The organism is Vibrio sp. AK197, from assembly GCF_053903115.1.
The window spans coordinates 331,706-351,811 of record NZ_CP096430.1 but is presented as its reverse complement, the minus strand read 5'-3'; the positions used below and the strand labels follow the sequence as shown (position 1 = coordinate 351,811).

The following is a 20,106-nucleotide window of genomic DNA, read 5'->3' as shown; positions in this document are numbered from 1 at the left end:
AGGTTTAGTTATGCGATACGACGATGACGCGTAACGAATCAAGCTGATACTGAGCACGAGAAATGTAACCATTAAGCGTGGTAATTTGCTCGTCAAGGCTTTCAATTTCTTCATCACGGATGTTTGGGTTAACTGCTTTTAATGCTTGTAAACGTTCAAGCTCGGCATTGAGGCGGCTATGCATATCACGCTGCGCTTGCTGTCTCACCTCATCAACTTTGGCTTCAATTAACCCTTCACCGACCTCAATCAGATGGTGCAACTGAGGCTGAACAGAGGTGACAAGTTTACTCGCCAGATGACGATTAACAGGACTCAATTGACGGTTAAAACCATCAAACTCGACTTGATGCGACAGATCGTTCCCTTTCTGATCAAGCAGAAGGCGAATCGGTGTCGGTGGAAGGAAACGGCTAATACCACTGCTTTTTGGCGCTTGTGCATCAACCACAAATACCAATTCAAGAAGGACAGTGCCCACGGGCAGCGCTTTATTTTTTAACAGCGATACCGCGGAAGTGCCCACACCTTCACTCATCAGAAGATCAATACCACCTTGAATCATTGGATGTTCCCAACTGATAAAGTGAATATCTTCTCGTGCGAGCGCGGTGCTGCGTTCAAAGGTGATGGTTGCCCCTTCATACGGTAAGCCCGGATAACTTGGTACCATCATATGTTCTGACGGCGTGACGACCAGAGCATTATCGCCTTTGTCATCTTGGTTTAGACCAATGGTATCAAACAGGCTCAGCGCAAAAGTCACTAGATTGGTATCGCCATCGGTTGCGGCGATACGCTCAACAATCTCGTGGGCTCGCTCACCGCCATTTGAGTGCATTTCCAGCAGGCGATCACGCCCTTGCTCAAGTTGTGCTTTTAATGATTTATTCAGTTTCGAAGATTGTTCAATCACATCATCCAGCGCTTCAGTATTCCCTGTCGCCAGCATTTCAATCAGCGTTGTATCAAACTGGTCATAGACCGTGCGGCCTGTTGGGCAAGTTTCTGCAAATGCATTTAAGCCCTCATTAAACCAGCGAGCTAAGATACTTTGTGAGGTCCCCTCAAGATAAGGAACATACACTTCGATATCACGCGCTTGTCCAATACGGTCCAAGCGTCCAATTCGCTGTTCTAAAAGATCAGGGTTGAATGGTAAATCGAACATCACCAGCTGATTCGCAAACTGGAAGTTACGTCCTTCAGACCCAATTTCACTACAAATCAGAACTTGAGCACCGCCCTCTTCTTGAGCGAAATACGCCGCCGCTTTATCACGTTCTAAAATCGACATGCCTTCATGGAAAACGGTCGCCCGAATGCCTTCTCGCTCACGTAACGCTTGCTCAAGCTGCAAAGCCGTACTAGCGCGCGAAGCAATGACCAAGATTTTTTCGCTGCGCTTTTCGGTAATCTTATCCAAAAGCCAATTCACTCGAGGATCAAATTGCCACCAGCTGGTTTCTTCCCCTTCAAACTCTTGGAAAATCTCCTCTGGATAGAGGTTTTTCACCGCACGAGCTTCCTGGCTAATTTTGCCACCAATCATGTTCGCGACACGCATTGAAGTAGTGTACTGAGATGGAATCTCCATCGGTAGCAAGTGAACATGACGCTGAGGAAAACCTTGCACTGCCGCTCGAGTATTACGGAACAAGACGCGTCCAGTTCCATGGCGGTCCATCAAGTTATCGATCAACTCTTGGCGCGCTTGAGCTTTTTCTTCGTCACTCACTTCGCCACTAAGAATCCGGTACAAAGGTTCTACATCTTGTTCTGAAAGTAGTTCGGTTATCTTATTTTTTGCGTCATTTTGAAGCTCTTCGCCCGAAAAGAGTGCAGCAACGGCGTCAGCCACCGGTTCATACTGCTGCTCTTCTTCGACAAACGCGTGATAGTCATAGAAACGATCAGGGTCGAGCAACCGCAGGCGCGCAAAGTGACTTTCGCGACCAAGCTGCTCTGGGGTTGCGGTCAGAAGTAAAACGCCGGGAGCGCTGTTGGCCAGCCCTTCTATAACTTGATATTCACGACTTGGGTTATCCTGGCTCCATTCAAGGTGATGAGCTTCATCGACCACCAGTAAATCCCACTCCGCATCCAAAGCTTGTTGGTAGCGTTCGCGGCTTTTACGCAAGAAATTGAGTGAACATAGAACATATTGCTGAGTTTCAAATGGGTTTTCCCCTTCAGCAACGCTCTCGACACAACGTTCCTCATCAAAGATAGAGAAGTGCAAATTAAAACGCCGGAGCATTTCAACCAGCCATTGATGCTGTAAGGTCTCAGGAACCACAATCAATATTCGCTCAGCACGCCCAGACAACACTTGCTGGTGAATAATCATGCCGGCTTCAATGGTTTTCCCCAGCCCGACTTCATCGGCCAGTAAAACACGTGGTGCATGACGGCGGCCCACTTCATGGGCAATGAACAGCTGGTGAGGAATCAAACCAGCACGCATACCACACAAGCCACGCATTGGGCTACGATGCTGCTGATACTGATTGGTTAATGCGCGATAACGCAGCACAAAGTTATCCATGCGGTCAATTTGACCAGCAAACAGCTTATCTTGAGGTTTGTTAAAGCGAATTTGATGGCTGAGCATAATCTCACGTAGCTCAACCCCTTGTTGTTCGGTGTCGGAACGAGTCCCCACATAGGTGACGACGCCACTGTCTTCGACTACCTGTTCGACAGTCAGAAACCAGCCTTGTTGACTCTCCACTTCATCACCGACATTAAAAGTCACTCGGGTCACTGGCGCATCATGACGAGCGTAGACTCGGTTCTCTTCTGATGCTGCAAACATTAGAGTGACCGTACGCCCATCAAGCGCGACGACCGTCCCTAATCCCAAATCACTTTCCGTATCGCTGATCCAGCGTTGCCCCAAAGCAAATGTCATGAATCGACTACCTCACCTATATCAATTGGAAATTAAGCGTGTTGCTATCTTAAAGCTTCTGCTACCAGAAAAAAGTCACAAATCTATGAATTTAGCGTTATATCTGGCTGAGAAAAAAGGTCGATAATATTACTGCAAGCCGTGATACAGGTCACGAACAAACACCTTAAAAGCCAGGATTTTTTTTCGTCCTTTTGTGTGACTTCAAAATGTCATAATTCAATGGCAAATCTAATCTTGAGTGTAGTCAAATTTGCATATACTCAACATTGAATAGGACGCCTAAGTAACTTGGTTTTATGTCACAGGCTAAGGATTTTTAGCATCAGACATAAGCTGAATGGCACAAGTTATGCTTATTCAAAAACGGAACCATACGGGTTTGCAGCTTGTCATTGATTACTTCTGCTAGTCCGCTGAGCGAAAGTAATCTGCCCTGCGCAAACATCTATTGCTAAGCATGCCGCATTGCGGCAAGGAGACGCTTATGGGCGATACCGATCGGAAACTGTTTGTGCTCGACACAAATATTCTGCTTCACGAACCTCTTGCCATTTACTCCTTCCAAGAACACGATGTGGTCATTCCCATGACCGTCCTAGAAGAGCTTGACCGAATCAAAGACAGTAAACGTGACGTCGCACGGGATGCGCGAGTCGCGATTCGAGCACTGGAAGATTTATTCCGCGAAGCAACCCCAGATCAGATATCCGAAGGCATACCTTTTTCCAAAGATGGCATGGCCACAGGACATATTTCCATCCTCGCCGATTTTGAACTGCAAGAAACCGTTAAAGCCTTTGCCGATAAAGCAGGTGATAACCGTATACTTAACGCCGTACTCTACTTACAAAACAAACGAGCTCCCCGTGAAGTGGTCTTGATCACCAAAGACATCAACATGCGATTACGGGCAAAAGGAGCCGGTGTCCGCTTTGTTGAAGACTACCGTACCGACCAATTGATTGATGATGTTCAGTACTTAACCAAAGGTTTCCAGCAGATTGAAGGCGATTTCTGGAGCAACATTAGTGAAGTCCACACCCAAAACTACGCCGGAAAAACCTACCATACCTTAGCGCGAGAACCGTTTGAACCCACTTATATCAACCAATATGTGATTGATGAAGAGAGCGATTTTGCCGGACGTGTTGAAGATATAACGCCAGAGGAAATTACGATTCGTGATCTCAGCCGTGAGCACATGATGCATCGCCATGCTTGGGATATTTCACCCAAAAATGTCTACCAAGCCATGGCGCTCGATGCCTTGCTTGACCCCGACATAGACCTGGTCATTCTGACCGGTGCAGCAGGAAGCGGTAAAACATTGCTTGCGATGGCAGCCGCGCTTGAACAAACCATCGAAAAGAATCAGTTTGATAAAATCATCGTCACCCGTAACACTCCTGACATCGGTGAGTCGATCGGCTTCTTACCTGGTTCGGAAGAAGAGAAAATGATGCCTTGGCTTGCCGCGGTCACGGATACACTCGAAGCGCTGCATAAAAATGATCACTGTACTGAAGGCTCGATGAAATACATCTGTGACAAAGCCAATATTCAGTTCAAATCGATTAACTTTATGCGTGGACGTTCGATTCAAAATGCATTCGTGCTGCTAGATGAGTGTCAAAACTTAACCGCTTCACAGATCAAAACAATCATCACTCGCTGTGGTGAAGGAACAAAAATTGTCTGCTCAGGTAACCTAGCGCAGATTGATTCCCACTATCTAACGCCAGTCACTTCCGGTTTAACGTACATGGTTGAACGCTTTAAGAACTTTGAAGGCAGCGCCAACATTCACTTAAACGGTGTGGTGCGCAGTCGTTTGGCCGAGTTTGCAGAAGAAAACCTCTAGCCTTTATACGATGCGGAAGCTCTTTACTGTAGAGTTTCCGCATTCCGTCTCAATCCCCTCATCGCATACACTCTTTGTCTCATCAGCAATACTCCCTCATAGCATGACTTGCACTTTTTGTTTCAAATTGTTGCAATGAAATTTAGGTCATCGTCTCACTTACGCTAATGCTTTAGGAGCGCTTATGATACCGACTTGGGTCACCGTGATTGCATGGATATCGATTCTTCTTGGCTTAACCTCTAGCCTCATCATCATCAGAGATATTCGCCAACGCCCGCAACCGATGAAAATTATGAACTGGGTATGGCCCCTGTGTGCGTTGTTTGGTCATTTGCTATTAGCTTGGTTCTATTTTCGCTACGGTCGTGCGAATCCAGAACATCAACATCAACATCAACATCAACATCAACATCAACATCAACATCAACATCAACATGATTCTAACCCGTCATTGGTGCAAGTTATCAAGGGAGCGCTACACTGCGGCAGTGGCTGTACATTAGGTGATATCATTGCTGAAAGCCTTGCTTTCCTGCTCCCTTCTCTCGCAATCTTATTTGGTTGGCACTGGTTATTTGCCGATAAGATTTTTGCGGTCTGGGGATTAGACTTCATTATCGCATTTGCCTTGGGCATTATCTTTCAATACCTTGCGATTAAACCGATGCGAGATATCAGTCGCCGCCAAGCGATCTTTGAGGCACTCAAAGCCGACTTTCTTTCGTTGACGGCTTGGCAAGTTGGTATGTATGGGTTTATGGCGTTCGCCCATTTCTATCTTTTTGCACAGGTGCTCAATACCCCTCTACAAGTCACTTCCGTCAGCTTTTGGTGGATGATGCAACTGGCGATGCTGTGTGGATTAGTAACGGCGATCCCGGTCAACTATGTGCTCATTCGTCAGGGAATAAAAGAAGCGATGTAAACGCATTTATAATCACAACTTTGCAATAAATAAGGCGAATATCGCTCCAATTAAAAATAAATATTCACAAAACATGGGTAGTTATGTTTAACTGACGCTATACAAAAGATTACTAAAAAGGATCATAACTATGGCGTTTAATCTACGGAACCGGAACTTCCTCAAGCTGCTTGATTTTTCCGCTAAGGAAATTCAGTTTCTGCTCGATTTGGCGGCCGAGTTAAAAAAAGCCAAATACGCGGGGAATGAGCAAAAGAGCTTAGTGGGTAAGAACATCGCTCTGATCTTTGAAAAGTCATCAACACGTACGCGCTGTGCGTTTGAAGTAGCGGCCTTTGATCAAGGTGCTCAGGTTTCTTACATCGGCCCTTCCGGTTCGCAAATCGGCCATAAAGAGTCAATGAAAGACACAGCTCGCGTGCTTGGTCGCATGTACGATGGCATTGAGTACCGTGGGTATGGTCAAGAGATTGTTGAAGAGCTCGGCACCTATGCGGGCGTTCCGGTATGGAACGGCCTCACGGATGAGTACCACCCAACACAAATCCTTGCTGATTTCCTAACCATGCTTGAGCATAGCCACGGAAAATCGCTAAAACAACTCAAGCTTGCGTACTTAGGCGATGCACGCAACAACATGGGTAACTCGCTATTAGTTGGTGCCGCAATTATGGGTGTCGACATTCGCTTAGTCGCCCCTAAGGCTTTTTGGCCAGATGAATCTTTGGTTAAGCAATGCCAGGCTCTGGCGGAAAAAAGTGGAGCACATATCACCCTTACGGAATCGGTTGAAGAAGGCGTGAAAGATTGTGATTTCTTATATACCGATGTGTGGGTTTCCATGGGGGAAGCACCAGAAGCGTGGGATCAACGTGTCGCGCAGTTGACGCCTTACCAAGTCAACATGTCAGTCATTAAGCTCACAGGGAATCCAGATGTAAAATTCATGCACTGCTTACCCGCATTCCACAACGATGAAACCACCGTAGGCAAAGAGGTGGCTCAAAAATATGGTATGAAAGGTCTGGAAGTGACCGAAGAAGTGTTTGAGTCTGATTATTCTATTGTTTTTGACGAAGCAGAAAACCGCATGCATACCATCAAAGCCGTGATGGTTGCCACGCTAGGAAATTAAGCGATTTTGCTGATAAAAACCTTGAGGTAATCGTTTGCAGGCGTATAATGCTCGGCAATTTGTCTGAGGGATATGAAATGACACCGAGTCTCATGGCTGCACTGCGACACACGTTCGGTAAGCTGTCTGTAAGCTTACACGGCTGCTTTTTTTCTATTGCTCAAAAATGTTAAAGCCTCCCGTTATGGGAGGCTTTTTTATTACCTGAAGGGAAGAAGATTATGACCAACACGCTTTATCATAAGCACATTATCTCGATACCAGAACTCTCTCGCCAAGAGCTGGAGTTGATCGTAAATACCGCCGGGGAACTTAAAGCGAATCCCAATCCTAATTTAATTAAAAACAAAGTGATTGCGAGTTGTTTTTTTGAGCCTTCAACGCGAACTCGCCTCTCTTTTGAAACGGCGATTCAAGGCATCGGCGGCGACGTTATCGGCTTTGATAGCGGCGGTAATACATCCCTAGCCAATAAAGGGGAAACCCTTGCCGACTCGGTTCGTGTCATCTCTTCTTACGTTGATGCGTTCGTGATGCGCCACCCCCAAGAAGGGGCAGCACGCTTAGCCTCTGAGTTTTCTAACCAAACCCCAGTGATTAATGCGGGCGATGGCGCCAACCAGCATCCAACACAAACCTTGCTTGATCTGTTTACGATTTCAGAAACTCAAGGACGCCTTGATGATCTCAATGTGGCCTTTGTTGGGGATTTAAAATACGGTCGTACCGTACACTCGCTCACTCAAGCGTTGGCTAAGTTCAACAATATCCGCTTCTTCTTTATCGCACCGGAAGCATTAGCGATGCCGGATTATTTGTGTGAAGAATTAGATGAAGCTGGCATTCAGTACAGCATGCATACCGACATGGAAAGTGTGATTCCTGAATTGGATATCCTTTACATGACGCGAGTTCAGAAAGAGCGCTTTGATGAGTCGGAATACGCGCATATCAAGTCAGCTTATGTGTTAAATGCTGCGCTACTAACACATGCACGCCGTAACCTCAAAGTTCTCCATCCGCTGCCTCGCGTCGATGAAATCACCACCGATGTTGATAAAACGCCGCACGCTTACTACTTTGAGCAAGCCGAAAATGGCGTTTATGCGCGTGAAGCCCTACTCGCGCTGGTTCTCAACCAAACACTGTAAGCAAGGAATCTATCATGGCGAAAGAAACACAACTTCAAGTCGAAGCAATCAAAAACGGCACCGTGATTGACCATATTCCGGCGCAAATCGGCATTAAGGTCCTCAAACTGTTTGCGATGGATAAATCTGAGCAACGTGTAACAGTCGGGCTAAACCTGCCCTCATCAGCATTAGGCAGTAAAGACCTTCTTAAGATTGAAAATGTATTTATTAATGAAGAGCAAGCGAATAAGTTAGCCCTTTATGCGCCACATGCGACCGTCAATCAAATTGAAGATTATCAAGTGGTGAAGAAACTTGCGCTTGAATTACCAGAGCAAGTTCAAGGCGTTTTTCGATGCCCAAATAGCAACTGTATTACCCATAACGAGCCCGTAGACAGCAGCTTTCGAGTATTTGAAAAACATCAAGAGATTCGTTTGAAGTGCAAATATTGCGAAAAAGTATTCTCCAGAGATGTTATGGGCGAAGGCTAAGTCGTAACAACGCCGAGAAGTGACGGATTTACTCTTTACGACTCAATCCTTTCGCGGCACACTGTTTTCAGCGTTCAACCACAACATATGGATATATAACAATGACAAAAGTGCTTCATACCGAATCCGCACCTGCAGCAATTGGCCCTTACGTTCAAGGTGTTGATATTGGCAACATGGTGATGACCTCTGGACAAATTCCTGTCAACCCAACCACGGGCGAAGTCCCTGCGGATATTGCACAGCAAGCTCTGCAATCTCTTAATAACGTGAAAGCAGTGATTGAATCGTCAGGCCTTGGCGTTACAGACATCATCAAAATGACGGTATTTGTTAAAGATCTCAACGATTTCGGTACGGTGAACGAGGTTTATGGCAAATTCTTCGATGACCACAATGTCGCGAACTACCCAGCGCGCTCTTGTGTGGAAGTGGCACGTTTGCCAAAAGATGTCGGCATTGAAATCGAAGCGATTGCACTGCGTAAATAATTATCGTGGCAAATAAAAAAGCGAGCACTAAGCTCGCTTTTTTATTGAATGACGAAGACGGTTATTTAAACCCTTTGACCTTTTTAATTAAGTCATAAGCGCTTTGAATTTCCTGGGATTTCTCTTTCGCCACATTCATCATCTCAGGGGGTAACCCTTTCGCCATCAGCTTATCTGGGTGGTGTTCGTTCATCAATTTGCGATAAGCACGCTTCACTTCTTTGCTATCGGCACTTTCACTCACACCCAGAACATCATAAGCATCGGCTAATTGATCGCTTTGGCTTGCTTGCTGCCATTGACCAGAATACTGACCACCTTGCTGGCCAGAGTGCGATGAGCCGCCACGTTGAAAACGAAACGCGGCTTCTTGCATACGCAGTCGCTGTTCAAGCTGTTCAGAAGAGAAACCCAGTCCACGGGCAATCTTATGCAGCACATTGCGCTCACTCGGATGAAGCTCACCATCTGCAAATGCCGCTGACACTTGTAACTCCAAGAAAAACTGCAAAAGATCAAAACGTCCTCCAGTGGTAAGACGCACTTTTTCCAACACACTTTCTAATGGAAAGTCCGCGTCTTTTCCGTCACGGAACGCATCTTGAGCCGCACGACGTTGCTCGCCATGCAGGTTCATACGCTCCATCATCGCGCTGGCCAATTGAATTTCTTCTTTCGTCACCTGGCCTTTCGCTTTGGCGACGTGCCCCATTACCGCAAACGCGGCCTTAAAAAACTCTTCTTGGCGCTCAGCTTGGCTTGGACCAGAACCAAAACCGCCCGTACGAAAGCCAGCTTGATTCAAGCGACGCGCTTTATCGAACTGATGTCCAAGAAAAAATCCGAATACGGCTCCAAGCGGCCCACCAAATAAGAAGCCAAAAAAGGCGCCAAGAATTTTGCCAAAAAACTGCATTATGTGCTCTCAATGTCTGAATTTTTTTATCGTAACGTGGTCTGATAGTGCCGGAAGCGTTAAATTCCTTTATGATAGACCTCGTTTTTAATCACGTTCGGTCATCTCTTTTACCGGATCATTCAAGTTGAACAGGATAGTAAAACTCGATGTCATGTTTTCCCCGCACCTTTTTAGCCGCTTCAATCAGTGCAGCGCTATTTGTGCCTCAGACTCTAGCAGAATCGATGCCAGATGCTAGTGTGCAGGATCTGCCCACTACAGATCAATGTTTGATCAATGAGCCCGAACCCGAAAACCCGACTCAGCAACCGATTAACGTTGAAGCAGACTCACTTGAAGCGATAAACGGCGATAAAGCCGTCTACAACGGGAATGTGGTTGTCACCCAAGGGAAAAAACGCATCAATGCGAATCGCGTTACTTTACATCAAAAAGATAACATTGTGGTGGCTGAAGGCGATGTCAATTTTAATGATGGGCAATTTAAAACCGTTTCCGATAAAGCCACCAACAATTTAACTACTGAGCAAATTACGCTCGAAAACACCAAATATAAGTTCCTTTGTGAACCCGGCCGTGGAGAAGCGGTGTACGTATCTAAAACGGGTAAAGCGGTGTACGAGATTCAAGACGGTTCCATTACCTCTTGCCCTGAAAACGACAGCTCTTGGCGAATGGTGGCGACCAGCATCGACGTCGACCAAGATGAAGAAGAAGCCACGTTTTATAACCCGCGCTTTGAAATTCAAAATGTACCGGTGTTTTATTTGCCGTTTCTCACTGTGCCAATTGGCGATACACGTAAAACGGGTTTTTTGTACCCAACCGTATCTTACGGCTCCAGTGATGGCTATGAAGTGGAGGTTCCAGTTTATTGGAACTTAGCGCCTAATTATGATTTGCAAACGACGCTGAAATACATGGATAAGCGTGGCGCGCAACTGAACAGTAAATTCCGTTACTTAAATGATTTTGGTACTGGCTCCATCGTTTCAGAATATCTGCCCGATGATGAAAAGTATCAAGACAAAGGCGCACGTTGGGGCGTTCAATACCAACACACAGGGATTTTTGACCAGGTCTGGAAGTTTGATATCGACTACGCCAAAGTCAGCGACATCGATTATTTTACCGATTTAGGTTCAAGTATTGGTAATCGTGAAGATGGCCAATTGATTCAAGAAGTAAAAGCCTCTTATCGTTCAAGTTCTTGGGATGCGTCCATTCAAACGCGTGATTTCCAAATTCTAACCTCTGGCGGCAATACCCCATACCAACTCCTGCCGCAGGTCGATCTCAACTACTACGCGCCGGAATTAATGCGCTATCTCGACTTTGATGTAAAAAGTAAGATATCTCGCTTTGAAACCGATGACGGAAATAAACCTTCGGCAACTCGTGTTCATATTGAACCGGGCTTTAAAGTTCCATTAGGAACAACTTGGGGGTCTTGGACCACAGAAGCGCGAGTTCTCGGAACCTACTATCACCAAGATTTGTCCAATGTGAATTTGGGCTCAAGTATTTTTGATGGTTATGACCTCAAAGAAGATGTGTCACGTGTAATTCCTGAGTTTCGCTCTCATGCGGGAATTGTGCTTGAGCGCGACACTATCGTTCTTGATAGCTACACCCAAACACTTGAGCCACAAATGCAATATTTGTATGTACCAAAGGAAGAGCAAAACGACATCTACCTGTATGATACAACGCTATTGCAAACCGACTACTACGGCTTATTCCGCAGTCGTCGATACAGCAGTGTCGATCGCATCGCACCAGCTAACCAATTCAGTTATGGCGCTTCGACTCGCTTCTTTGATAGCGCCTATAAAGAGCGCCTTGCACTCTCATTTGGGCAGATTTTCTACTTAGATAAAGAGTATAAGAATGCCAATGCACCAACCGATGATAAACATGACTCTAACTACTCTGCACTCGCAGTCGAGTTAGATTTCAACTACGACGATTTCTTGTTTTATCACGGTGGTATTCAATACGATGTCGACAGCAATGAAGTCCAATTTGGTAATAGTACGTTAGAATACCGCTTTAATGGCGGCTATATCCAAGGTAACTACCGCTATGTGACTCGTGAATACATCGCGGAAACCGTTGATCTCAACCTTGATGCCATCACCGAAGATGGTATCTCTCAAGCTGGCTTATTGAGCTCGTATCAAATTTCGCCAAAGTGGAGCGTAAACGGCCAATATTTTTATGATTTAACCACAGAACAAGATTTGGAATGGCTTGCCGGAGTGCGCTATACCTCTGACTGTTGGTATATCGGATTTAGCTACTCTAACCGTCTAAAAGAGTGGGAACCCGCGTTCTCCAATTACCCAGATTCTGAACCTGAGTACGAAAATGATTTTCAAATCAACTTCGGTATTATCGGCTTTGGCACCAATATGGGAACTGAAATGTCGAGCTCAAACTCGCTCGGTTACGGTCGTCCGTTTATCTTAAATAACTAATGAATTTCAGCCTGCTTTTAAGGTGGGCTTGCAACAGTAGGACAATACATGAAGTTGTGGAAACAAACCCTGATCGCTCTGATCTCGGTATGCAGCCTAAGCACTGCGCAAGCAGCGCCTCAAGAACTGGACCGCGTGGCAGTTATCGTCAACAAGGGCGTCATTCTGCAAAGCGATATTGATGCTGCGCTAAAAACAGTACGCGCGAACGCCGCCAGCAATGGTCAAAACCTACCAAGCAATGACGTGCTTCGCGAGCAAATCACCGAGAAACTGATCACCGATACCATTCAGCAGCAAGAAGCTGAGCGTATTGGCGTACGTATCGATGATGCTCAGCTCAACCGCGCAATCAACGATATTGCCCAAAAGAACAATCAAAGCCTCGATCAGCTTAAAGCTTCGATCAGTGCTGAAGGATTGAGTTACACAGAGTTTCGTGAGCAGATTCGTAATGAGATCGCCGCTTCAGAAGCACGTAATGCCTTAGTTCGTCGCCGTATCAATATCCTGCCGGCCGAAGTTGATAACATGGCCAGCCTACTGGCTCAAGAGTCTGACTCAACGGTTCAATATAAAATTGGCCACATTCAACTGCGCGTCAATGAAGGAGATGATAAATCGGCGATTGAAGCGCAAGCACAAAAATTGGTTGATCAACTGAACCAAGGGGCGGACTTTAATAACCTCGCGTATACCTATTCTAAAGGCCCGAAAGCGATGCAAGGTGGGGATTGGGGCTGGATGCGTAAAGAAGAGATGCCCACCATCTTTGCCGATCAAATCCAGATGCAAAATAAAGGCACCATTATTGGCCCATTCCGTAGTGGCGTCGGCTTTCATATTCTAAAAATCGAAGATGTCAAAGGCCTTGAAACCGTCGCAGTAACTGAAGTCAACGCTCGCCATATTTTGATAAAACCGACCGTGATTCTCAGTGATGACGGGGCCAAGAAAGAGCTCAACGACTTCATCGACCAAATCAAGTCCGGGAAAGCGACGTTTGCGGAATTAGCGCATCAATATAGTCAAGATCCAGGGTCAGCCGCGCAAGATGGTGAACTTGGTTATCAAACTCCAGATTTATACGTGCCTGAATTTAAGCACCAAGTTGAAACCTTACCCGTCGGTCAAATAAGCGAACCATTTAAAACGGTTCATGGCTGGCACATTGTTGAAGTGCTGGATCGCCGCGAAGTCGACCGTACGGATTCTACATTAAAAAACAAAGCATATCGCATTTTGTTTAGCCGTAAGTTTAATGAAGAAGCCAGTGCATGGATTCAAGAACTGCGCGCCAGTGCCTACGTGGAAGTGGTCAAGGACGACGAAGATGACAGTTAAACGCATCGTCGTTACCGCCGGAGAACCTGCCGGTATTGGGCCTGATTTGGTTCTCGCACTTTCGCAAGAAAACTGGCCACATCAAATCGTGGTCAGTGCCGATAAACAGCTACTTGCAGAACGAGCCCAGCAGTTAGGTATTGAGGTCGAGCTTCGCGATTACTGCAGTGAACAAGCACCAACACCGCAACAAGCGGGGTCATTGGTCGTCGATCATATTCCTCTGGCAGTCGACGCCACCGCCGGAGAACTGAATGAACTCAATGGTCATTATGTTCTGCAAACACTGGAACGTGCGGCTTTAGGTTGTATGAATGGCGAGTTTGCTGCAGTGGTGACTGGCCCAGTCCATAAAGGTGTCATCAATCGTGCCGGTGTGGCTTTTAGTGGCCATACCGAGTTTTTTGCCGAGAAATCCAATACACCATTGGTCGTGATGATGCTTGCAACTCAAGGGCTCCGTGTTGCACTAGTAACGACACATATTCCTCTCGCTTATGTGTCACAAGCGGTAACAGCGGACAGGCTTGAGAAAATCATCGCGATCCTGCACCAAGACTTGGTCGACAAGTTCGCCATCGCTAAGCCAAAAATCTACGTTTGCGGTTTAAATCCCCACGCAGGTGAAGATGGTGTACTTGGACGTGAAGAAATTGAGACAATCACGCCAACTTTAGATAGAATTCGCCAACGCGATGGTATTGACCTAGTTGGCCCTCTTCCGGCTGACACGATTTTCAGTGAGAAATACCTTCAAGAAGCCGACGCAGTACTGGGTATGTATCATGATCAAGTTCTACCTGTATTGAAATACAAAGGTTTTGGACGTTCAGTAAACATCACTCTTGGTCTACCCTTTATAAGAACTTCGGTTGACCACGGTACCGCACTAGATCTTGCAGGGAAAGGCACAGCGGATACAGGGAGCTTCAAAACAGCCTTAGACCATGCCGTTGACTTGGTCGAAAAAAGCGAAACGATTTGAGAACACTATGAGAAATGATGTCCACTTGGGGCACAAAGCGCGAAAACGTTTTGGTCAAAACTTTCTAAACGACCCTTATATCATTGATGGCATTGTCTCTGCCATCAATCCACGACCAGGTCAAAATCTGGTTGAGATTGGCCCTGGTCTCGGTGCATTAACTGAGCCTGTTGGTGCTCAAACGGATAAATTCACCGTTATTGAACTTGACCGTGACTTAGCAGAACGCCTGCGTAATCATCCAGATTTGGCAGATAAGCTGACGATTCATGAAGGCGATGCGATGCGCTTCGACTTCAATCAGTTGGTGAAGCCAAATAATAAGTTACGAATTTTTGGTAACTTGCCTTACAACATTTCAACGCCGCTGATGTTCCATCTCTTTGAGTTTCATAAAGAGATCGCGGATATGCACTTTATGCTGCAAAAAGAGGTCGTAAACCGCCTTTCTGCAGGCCCTGGCAGTAAAGCTTATGGCCGCCTCACCGTTATGGCTCAATACTATTGTAAGGTGGTACCTGTATTAGAAGTGCCACCAACGGCATTCGTGCCACCACCAAAGGTGGATTCGGCCGTGGTTCGTTTAGAACCTTATGAAGAGCTCCCTCACCCAGCAACCAGCTTGAAATGGCTTGATCGTGTTTGCCGTGATGGGTTTAACCAGCGCAGAAAAACCGTTCGCAACTGCTATAAAGGCTTGCTTGATGAACAGACCTTAGAACAACTGGGTATTAATCCAAGTGTTCGACCAGAAAGTCTTACGTTACAACAATTTGTCGCGATGGCTAACTGGCTAGACGCTAAACAGTAATCACATCGATAAGGTCATCGCTCGCGATGACCTTTTATTTATTGCTCTGCACGCCATCAAAGGAGTAATTATGGATTCATCAACCCCGTGTATTAAAGTTCAGGTGCATACCAAATACATCGCTGAGCAGTCTAACCCAGAGCTCAAGCGCTATGTTTTTGCGTATATCATCACCATAAAAAACCTCAGTTCACAAACTGTACAGCTTATCAGTCGACGTTGGCTAATTACCGATGCCAATGGCAAACAGATGACGGTGGAAGGTGATGGTGTCGTGGGTCAGCAGCCTCATATCCCTGGCTTTGATGAGTATACTTACAGTAGCGGTACCGCAATTGAAACGCCTGTTGGCGTCATGCAGGGTCAATATCAATTGTTGGATGAAAATGGTCAAGATTTCAGCGCTGAAATCGAACCATTTCGCTTAGCCGTCCCTAACGTGTTAAATTAATTTTTTAAGTTGTTCGGGAGGTTACGTGGCCAATTATATTGTTGGAGACATTCAGGGTTGTTTTGATGAACTGCAGGCGCTACTGAAAAAGGTCGCCTTTTCAGAAGACCACGATACCCTCTGGCTAGCAGGCGATTTAGTCGCTCGTGGCCCAAAATCTTTAGAAACCTTACGCTTTGTTAAGTCGCTCGGTGGCAGTGCTAAAGTGATTTTAGGCAATCATGACCTCCACCTACTCGCGGTCTCTCTCGGTATTCACCCCGTTAAAGCCAAAGATAAAACCGCAAATATTCTTACGGCTCCAGACAGCGAAGAACTGCTGACTTGGCTACGTCAACAACCCCTACTTGCCGAACACGATGAATTTGTGATGTGTCATGCGGGCATTTCTCCACAATGGGATTTAGACACGGCACGTAATGCCGCAAGAGAAGTCGAAGCCATCTTACAAAGTGATGATTGGCGCTGGTTGATTGCCAACATGTATGCTGATCAGCCCAATTTATGGGATTCATCCTTAACGGGTCTCGCTCGCTATCGCTATATCATCAACGCCTATACGCGTATGCGCTTTTGTGACGCACAAGGACATCTCGATATGGCCTGCAAACTGCCACCGTCACAGATCAGCAATGATCAACTAATGCCCTGGTTTCTAGTGCCTAATCGAGTCCAATTAGAAAAAACCGTGCTCTTTGGTCACTGGGCAGCACTAGAAGGGTACCAAGGACAAAAAGTCGTGGGTTTGGATACCGGCTGTGTATGGGGAGGCTGTTTGACCATGCTGCGCTGGGACGATCAACGCTACTTTACGCAAACCGCGCTCAATGATTAAAAAAGGCAGGTCATTGACCTGCCTTTTTTACGCGATATACATCTTATTCTTTACGCTCGAAAATACAGAAATCCATATCGTAAGCGTTTTTCTCGTCAGCTTTAAACGACTCGCGAGAGACTTCGATAAATGCCTCTCCCCAATCTGGGAATTGTGTATCCCCTTCTAATTGCGCGTTAATAAACGTCAAATACAGACGCTGAGCTCGCTCAAGACAAGCTTGGTAAATTGAACCACCACCAATAACCATCACTTCAGGACTATCGCTTACGCATGATAAGGCTTGCTCAATAGAAGCAACGATTGTCACCCCTTCTATCTTCAATTCAGGATCGCGGCTGATGATAATATTGGCTCTGCCAGGCAGAGGCCGCCCGATGGACTGATAGGTTTTGCGCCCCATAATCACGGGCTTGCCCATAGTGCAACGCTTAAACCATGTAAAATCGGCAGGTAAATGCCAAGGCATCTCATTGTCTTTACCGATAACGCGCTGCTCAGCCATGGCAGCAATCATGCTAATGATCATTTAGAACTTCCTGAATGTGAATCTATCTTTGCCCTTTGAGCTTAAACAATAGGACGGCGACGGTAGAATAACAGCCCAGGCACCGCAAGACCAACCGCAAGACCTGCGATGATAAACATCGCTTTCAAAAAGTTTTCAAATAACGTGGCGATCAGTTCAGGGGTGTAACCCAGATGATTAATTTCAACCATGGCAATCATTGCCTTATAAGCAAACACGCCGGGAACCATGGGTATCAACGCAGCAACAGTGAACACCTTGGGATGTGCCATAAAACGCCGCGACCAATATACGCCGACCATACCGACAATCGTGGCTGCAAAAAAGGTGGCCCACTCAATAGGAATACCAAACTGCATCATCAAATAACGAGAACCGTGCCCTATTGCACCACCGAGCGCGCAGTACTTAAGGGCTGGCGATGGTACGTTAAATACAAGCGCAAAACCTACAGCAGGAATAGAAGCAAAAAACATATCGTTGAGTAAGCCAAGCAATAAATCCATCATATTAAGCCCATCCCCAAACGCCGACGATGCTCATCGCCGCGATAATCCCAAGACAGGTTGCTAGTGTTAACAAGCTGGCCATCACGAAGCGAGCAACCCCCATATCGACATAACCTTTGAGCATATCGGCAACAGAGTTGATCAGCGGAAAACCGGGAACCAACATCAACACCGACGAAGCCATGACCAAAGAGGGTTGATTGCCCAACTGATGAATCACCGCTTGCGCCGCTATGACGGTGGTCACAAAAGCCGTCGAGGCAAAGTTTAGTAACGGATTAAAATGACGATGGCCGATCTCTTGACGCACAATCATGCCGCATGCGGAAGAGATGAACGTCATCATAAATACTGTCCAATCACCACCAGCTAAACGGCTAAATGCCGCACAAGACAAGCCAATCATCAGTACGACAATCCATCGATTGTAGCGCTCTGGGTTTATATGATTCAGTCGTGTCTGCGCGAGTTCCGGATCGATGATCTTCTTCTCTAACATAATACAAATGCGCTGAACTTGAGTGACAACACGCATGTTAATGCCGCGATCAGGACAACGTCTGGCGGTCGTAATGCAGTGCTCTTGCGAGACAGTGGTCACCACGAGAGAGCTGGCTGTCAACGCCACTTCCACTTCATCCATACCACTGGCAACGCCCATTCGGCGCATAATATCGCCAACTAAGGTACTTTCAGCCCCATGCGCTAATAGCATTTGCCCTGCCTGTGCAATAAGACGAGAAACGGCTCGTTGCTTGGATATCATTGATTATTCCTAACTCCGTTTAGAACCTAAAAAGATGAGATCATTGTGAACAAATATACACAAAAATGATTTGATTTAGATACAAAAAGAGCCGCTTTAATGAGCGGCTCAATATTAACGATTTCGATTAATCACGCACGTAGATAACGTGACCGTCATCTTCTTCGTCATCCCAGTCGTCCCAATCATCATCGTCTTCTGTGATCACATCATCGCCAGACATCGCATCTTTGTGGTAATCATCCCACATAAACTCGACTTTCTCTTCTTCGCTAAGCTCTTCCTCTTCACGAGGCAGTGCTTCCATAAATTCAGCCAGTTTAAAGCAGAGCTCTTTGGTGCCAGCTTTGTTGATCGCAGAGATTTTGAAATATTGATCTTCCCAACCTAGTGCATCAAGGACATTTTGGATCACTTCATCGGCTTCTTCTTCCGGCATCAGATCAACTTTATTAAATACCAACCAGCGCGGCTTATTCGCCAATTTTTCACTGTACTGTTCAAGCTCATCCAAAATGGTCAATGCATTTTGCACCGGATCCGATTGATCAATCGGCATAATATCGATCATATGCAGTAACACTCGGCAACGCTCAAGGTGTTTCAAAAAGCGGATACCAAGACCTGCGCCATCAGCAGCACCTTCGATAAGCCCTGGAATATCGGCAACCACAAAGCTTTTCTCGGGAACCACGCTCACCACGCCAAGGCTTGGAATCAAGGTTGTAAATGGGTAGTCCGCAACCTTTGGCTTCGCCGCCGAGACGGAACGGATAAATGTCGATTTACCCGCATTAGGAAGACCAAGCATACCAACGTCAGCCAGGAGTAATAGCTCCAAGCGCAACTCGCGAACTTCACCTTTAGTCCCCATGGTTTTTTGGCGTGGTGCACGGTTAACTGATGATTTAAAACGGGTATTCCCTAAACCATGCCAGCCACCTTTAGCGACCATGACCTTTTTACCGTGTTCGGCAACCTCACCAACGATTTCATTGGTGTGAATATCCACAGCTCGAGTTCCCACAGGCACTTTCATTACGATGTCTTTACCGCGTTTTCCGGTACAGTTACCACCGCGACCATTCTCACCACGCTCAGCTTCATAAAAGCGCTGGAATCGGTAGTCAATTAGGGTATTGAGGTTCTCATCCGCTTGGATATACACGTCACCACCGTCACCACCGTCACCGCCATCAGGGCCACCCTTAGTGACGAATTTTTCACGCCAAAAGCTGACGATACCGTTACCGCCATCACCGGCTTGAACTTTAATTGCCGCTTCATCAACGAATTTCATTTCATACTCCGCATATTGCGTTGCGATATCACTGCGATAGCAATGATATAAATTCTAGCAGACCTAAGCGTTAGATCGATCACCTTAGATCTTGAGGTCGCTAATACAAGAAACCAATAACTCACCTTTCTCACCACTAAAAAGGTGGGTTATTGATTCATCTTGACCAATAAAAAACCCTGCCGAATTGGCAGGGCTTTTGAATTCAGCTTAAAACC

18 protein-coding genes are annotated in these 20,106 nt (G+C 46.2%); 12 read left to right on the top strand and 6 right to left on the bottom strand.

The annotated features are described in order from the left end of the window. Positions 1-4 precede the first annotated feature (4 nt). A complete protein-coding gene (rapA, locus tag M1D72_RS08800) occupies positions 5-2,914 on the bottom strand; it encodes an RNA polymerase-associated protein RapA (RefSeq protein WP_456296642.1) in 2,910 nt (969 codons plus the stop codon). 487 nt (positions 2,915-3,401) lie between these two features. Here rapA and M1D72_RS08795 point away from each other — a divergent pair, with 487 nt between their 5' ends. From M1D72_RS08795 to M1D72_RS08770, 6 genes are all read left to right on the top strand, one after another. Further along, entirely contained in the window at positions 3,402-4,778 is a 1,377-nt protein-coding gene (locus M1D72_RS08795) for a PhoH family protein (RefSeq protein ID WP_456296641.1), read from the top strand. 184 nt (positions 4,779-4,962) lie between these two features. Next, positions 4,963-5,706: a DUF4396 domain-containing protein gene (locus M1D72_RS08790; RefSeq protein WP_456296640.1), complete on the top strand. Its 744-nt coding sequence runs from the start codon at positions 4,963-4,965 to the stop codon at positions 5,704-5,706. A 130-nt stretch (positions 5,707-5,836) separates the two neighbouring features. Further along, positions 5,837-6,841, top strand: a complete 1,005-nt coding sequence (gene argF / locus M1D72_RS08785) for an ornithine carbamoyltransferase (protein ID WP_456296639.1) — start codon at positions 5,837-5,839, stop codon at positions 6,839-6,841. A 221-nt stretch (positions 6,842-7,062) separates the two neighbouring features. Next, positions 7,063-7,992: an aspartate carbamoyltransferase gene (gene pyrB / locus M1D72_RS08780; protein WP_390196145.1), complete on the top strand. Its 930-nt coding sequence runs from the start codon at positions 7,063-7,065 to the stop codon at positions 7,990-7,992. A gap of 14 nt (positions 7,993-8,006) precedes the next feature. Further along, on the top strand, positions 8,007-8,468 hold the full coding sequence (pyrI, locus tag M1D72_RS08775) for an aspartate carbamoyltransferase regulatory subunit (protein ID WP_390196148.1): 462 nt from the start codon (positions 8,007-8,009) through the stop codon (positions 8,466-8,468). A 101-nt stretch (positions 8,469-8,569) separates the two neighbouring features. After that, positions 8,570-8,959: a RidA family protein gene (locus M1D72_RS08770; protein ID WP_456296638.1), complete on the top strand. Its 390-nt coding sequence runs from the start codon at positions 8,570-8,572 to the stop codon at positions 8,957-8,959. 61 nt (positions 8,960-9,020) lie between these two features. Here the strand turns inward: M1D72_RS08770 and djlA are convergent, their stop codons facing one another. After that, complete coding sequence (gene djlA, locus M1D72_RS08765) at positions 9,021-9,875, bottom strand: co-chaperone DjlA (protein ID WP_456296637.1); 855 nt, start codon at positions 9,873-9,875, stop codon at positions 9,021-9,023. 149 nt (positions 9,876-10,024) lie between these two features. Between djlA and lptD the strand changes: the two genes are divergently transcribed. The 6 genes from lptD to apaH all read left to right on the top strand — a co-directional run bounded on the left by lptD (position 10,025) and on the right by apaH (position 16,784). After that, a complete protein-coding gene (gene lptD / locus M1D72_RS08760; protein ID WP_390196157.1) occupies positions 10,025-12,358 on the top strand; it encodes an LPS assembly protein LptD in 2,334 nt (777 codons plus the stop codon). A 48-nt stretch (positions 12,359-12,406) separates the two neighbouring features. Continuing rightward, a complete protein-coding gene (gene surA / locus M1D72_RS08755; RefSeq protein ID WP_456296636.1) occupies positions 12,407-13,702 on the top strand; it encodes a peptidylprolyl isomerase SurA in 1,296 nt (431 codons plus the stop codon). Beyond that, positions 13,692-14,687 (top strand): 4-hydroxythreonine-4-phosphate dehydrogenase PdxA, encoded by a 996-nt coding sequence (gene pdxA, locus M1D72_RS08750; protein WP_456296635.1) that lies wholly within the window; start codon positions 13,692-13,694, stop codon positions 14,685-14,687. The genes surA and pdxA overlap by 11 nt, the downstream gene beginning before the upstream one ends. A gap of 7 nt (positions 14,688-14,694) precedes the next feature. Continuing rightward, positions 14,695-15,498, top strand: coding sequence for a 16S rRNA (adenine(1518)-N(6)/adenine(1519)-N(6))-dimethyltransferase RsmA (rsmA, locus tag M1D72_RS08745; protein ID WP_390196166.1), 804 nt, complete (start codon positions 14,695-14,697; stop codon positions 15,496-15,498). A gap of 70 nt (positions 15,499-15,568) precedes the next feature. Next, entirely contained in the window at positions 15,569-15,949 is a 381-nt protein-coding gene (gene apaG / locus M1D72_RS08740) for a Co2+/Mg2+ efflux protein ApaG (protein WP_456296634.1), read from the top strand. Positions 15,950-15,974: 25 nt separating this feature from the next. Continuing rightward, on the top strand, positions 15,975-16,784 hold the full coding sequence (gene apaH, locus M1D72_RS08735) for a bis(5'-nucleosyl)-tetraphosphatase (symmetrical) ApaH (RefSeq protein WP_456296633.1): 810 nt from the start codon (positions 15,975-15,977) through the stop codon (positions 16,782-16,784). A gap of 43 nt (positions 16,785-16,827) precedes the next feature. Here the strand turns inward: apaH and folA are convergent, their stop codons facing one another. From folA to cgtA, 4 genes are all read right to left on the bottom strand, one after another. Continuing rightward, on the bottom strand, positions 16,828-17,313 hold the full coding sequence (gene folA / locus M1D72_RS08730; RefSeq protein WP_456296632.1) for a type 3 dihydrofolate reductase: 486 nt from the start codon (positions 17,311-17,313) through the stop codon (positions 16,828-16,830). A gap of 41 nt (positions 17,314-17,354) precedes the next feature. Continuing rightward, a complete protein-coding gene (locus tag M1D72_RS08725) occupies positions 17,355-17,822 on the bottom strand; it encodes a threonine/serine exporter family protein (RefSeq protein ID WP_456296631.1) in 468 nt (155 codons plus the stop codon). A 1-nt stretch (position 17,823) separates the two neighbouring features. Beyond that, positions 17,824-18,588, bottom strand: coding sequence for a threonine/serine exporter family protein (locus M1D72_RS08720; RefSeq protein WP_456296630.1), 765 nt, complete (start codon positions 18,586-18,588; stop codon positions 17,824-17,826). 127 nt (positions 18,589-18,715) lie between these two features. Further along, positions 18,716-19,888, bottom strand: a complete 1,173-nt coding sequence (gene cgtA / locus M1D72_RS08715; RefSeq protein WP_456296629.1) for an Obg family GTPase CgtA — start codon at positions 19,886-19,888, stop codon at positions 18,716-18,718. Between the last annotated feature and the right edge of the window lie 218 nt (positions 19,889-20,106).

Excerpts from the sequence above, each read along its gene's own strand:
- rapA (WP_456296642.1), bottom strand. The coding sequence starts at position 2,914 with ATGACATTTGCTTTGGGGCAACGCTGGATCAGCGATACGGAAAGTGAT.
- M1D72_RS08795 (WP_456296641.1), top strand. The coding sequence starts at position 3,402 with ATGGGCGATACCGATCGGAAACTGTTTGTGCTCGACACAAATATTCTG.
- M1D72_RS08790 (WP_456296640.1), top strand. The coding sequence starts at position 4,963 with ATGATACCGACTTGGGTCACCGTGATTGCATGGATATCGATTCTTCTT.
- argF (WP_456296639.1), top strand. The coding sequence starts at position 5,837 with ATGGCGTTTAATCTACGGAACCGGAACTTCCTCAAGCTGCTTGATTTT.
- pyrB (WP_390196145.1), top strand. The coding sequence starts at position 7,063 with ATGACCAACACGCTTTATCATAAGCACATTATCTCGATACCAGAACTC.
- pyrI (WP_390196148.1), top strand. The coding sequence starts at position 8,007 with ATGGCGAAAGAAACACAACTTCAAGTCGAAGCAATCAAAAACGGCACC.
- M1D72_RS08770 (WP_456296638.1), top strand. The coding sequence starts at position 8,570 with ATGACAAAAGTGCTTCATACCGAATCCGCACCTGCAGCAATTGGCCCT.
- djlA (WP_456296637.1), bottom strand. The coding sequence starts at position 9,875 with ATGCAGTTTTTTGGCAAAATTCTTGGCGCCTTTTTTGGCTTCTTATTT.
- lptD (WP_390196157.1), top strand. The coding sequence starts at position 10,025 with ATGTCATGTTTTCCCCGCACCTTTTTAGCCGCTTCAATCAGTGCAGCG.
- surA (WP_456296636.1), top strand. The coding sequence starts at position 12,407 with ATGAAGTTGTGGAAACAAACCCTGATCGCTCTGATCTCGGTATGCAGC.
- pdxA (WP_456296635.1), top strand. The coding sequence starts at position 13,692 with ATGACAGTTAAACGCATCGTCGTTACCGCCGGAGAACCTGCCGGTATT.
- rsmA (WP_390196166.1), top strand. The coding sequence starts at position 14,695 with ATGAGAAATGATGTCCACTTGGGGCACAAAGCGCGAAAACGTTTTGGT.
- apaG (WP_456296634.1), top strand. The coding sequence starts at position 15,569 with ATGGATTCATCAACCCCGTGTATTAAAGTTCAGGTGCATACCAAATAC.
- folA (WP_456296632.1), bottom strand. The coding sequence starts at position 17,313 with ATGATCATTAGCATGATTGCTGCCATGGCTGAGCAGCGCGTTATCGGT.
- M1D72_RS08725 (WP_456296631.1), bottom strand. The coding sequence starts at position 17,822 with ATGATGGATTTATTGCTTGGCTTACTCAACGATATGTTTTTTGCTTCT.
- M1D72_RS08720 (WP_456296630.1), bottom strand. The coding sequence starts at position 18,588 with ATGATATCCAAGCAACGAGCCGTTTCTCGTCTTATTGCACAGGCAGGG.
- cgtA (WP_456296629.1), bottom strand. The coding sequence starts at position 19,888 with ATGAAATTCGTTGATGAAGCGGCAATTAAAGTTCAAGCCGGTGATGGC.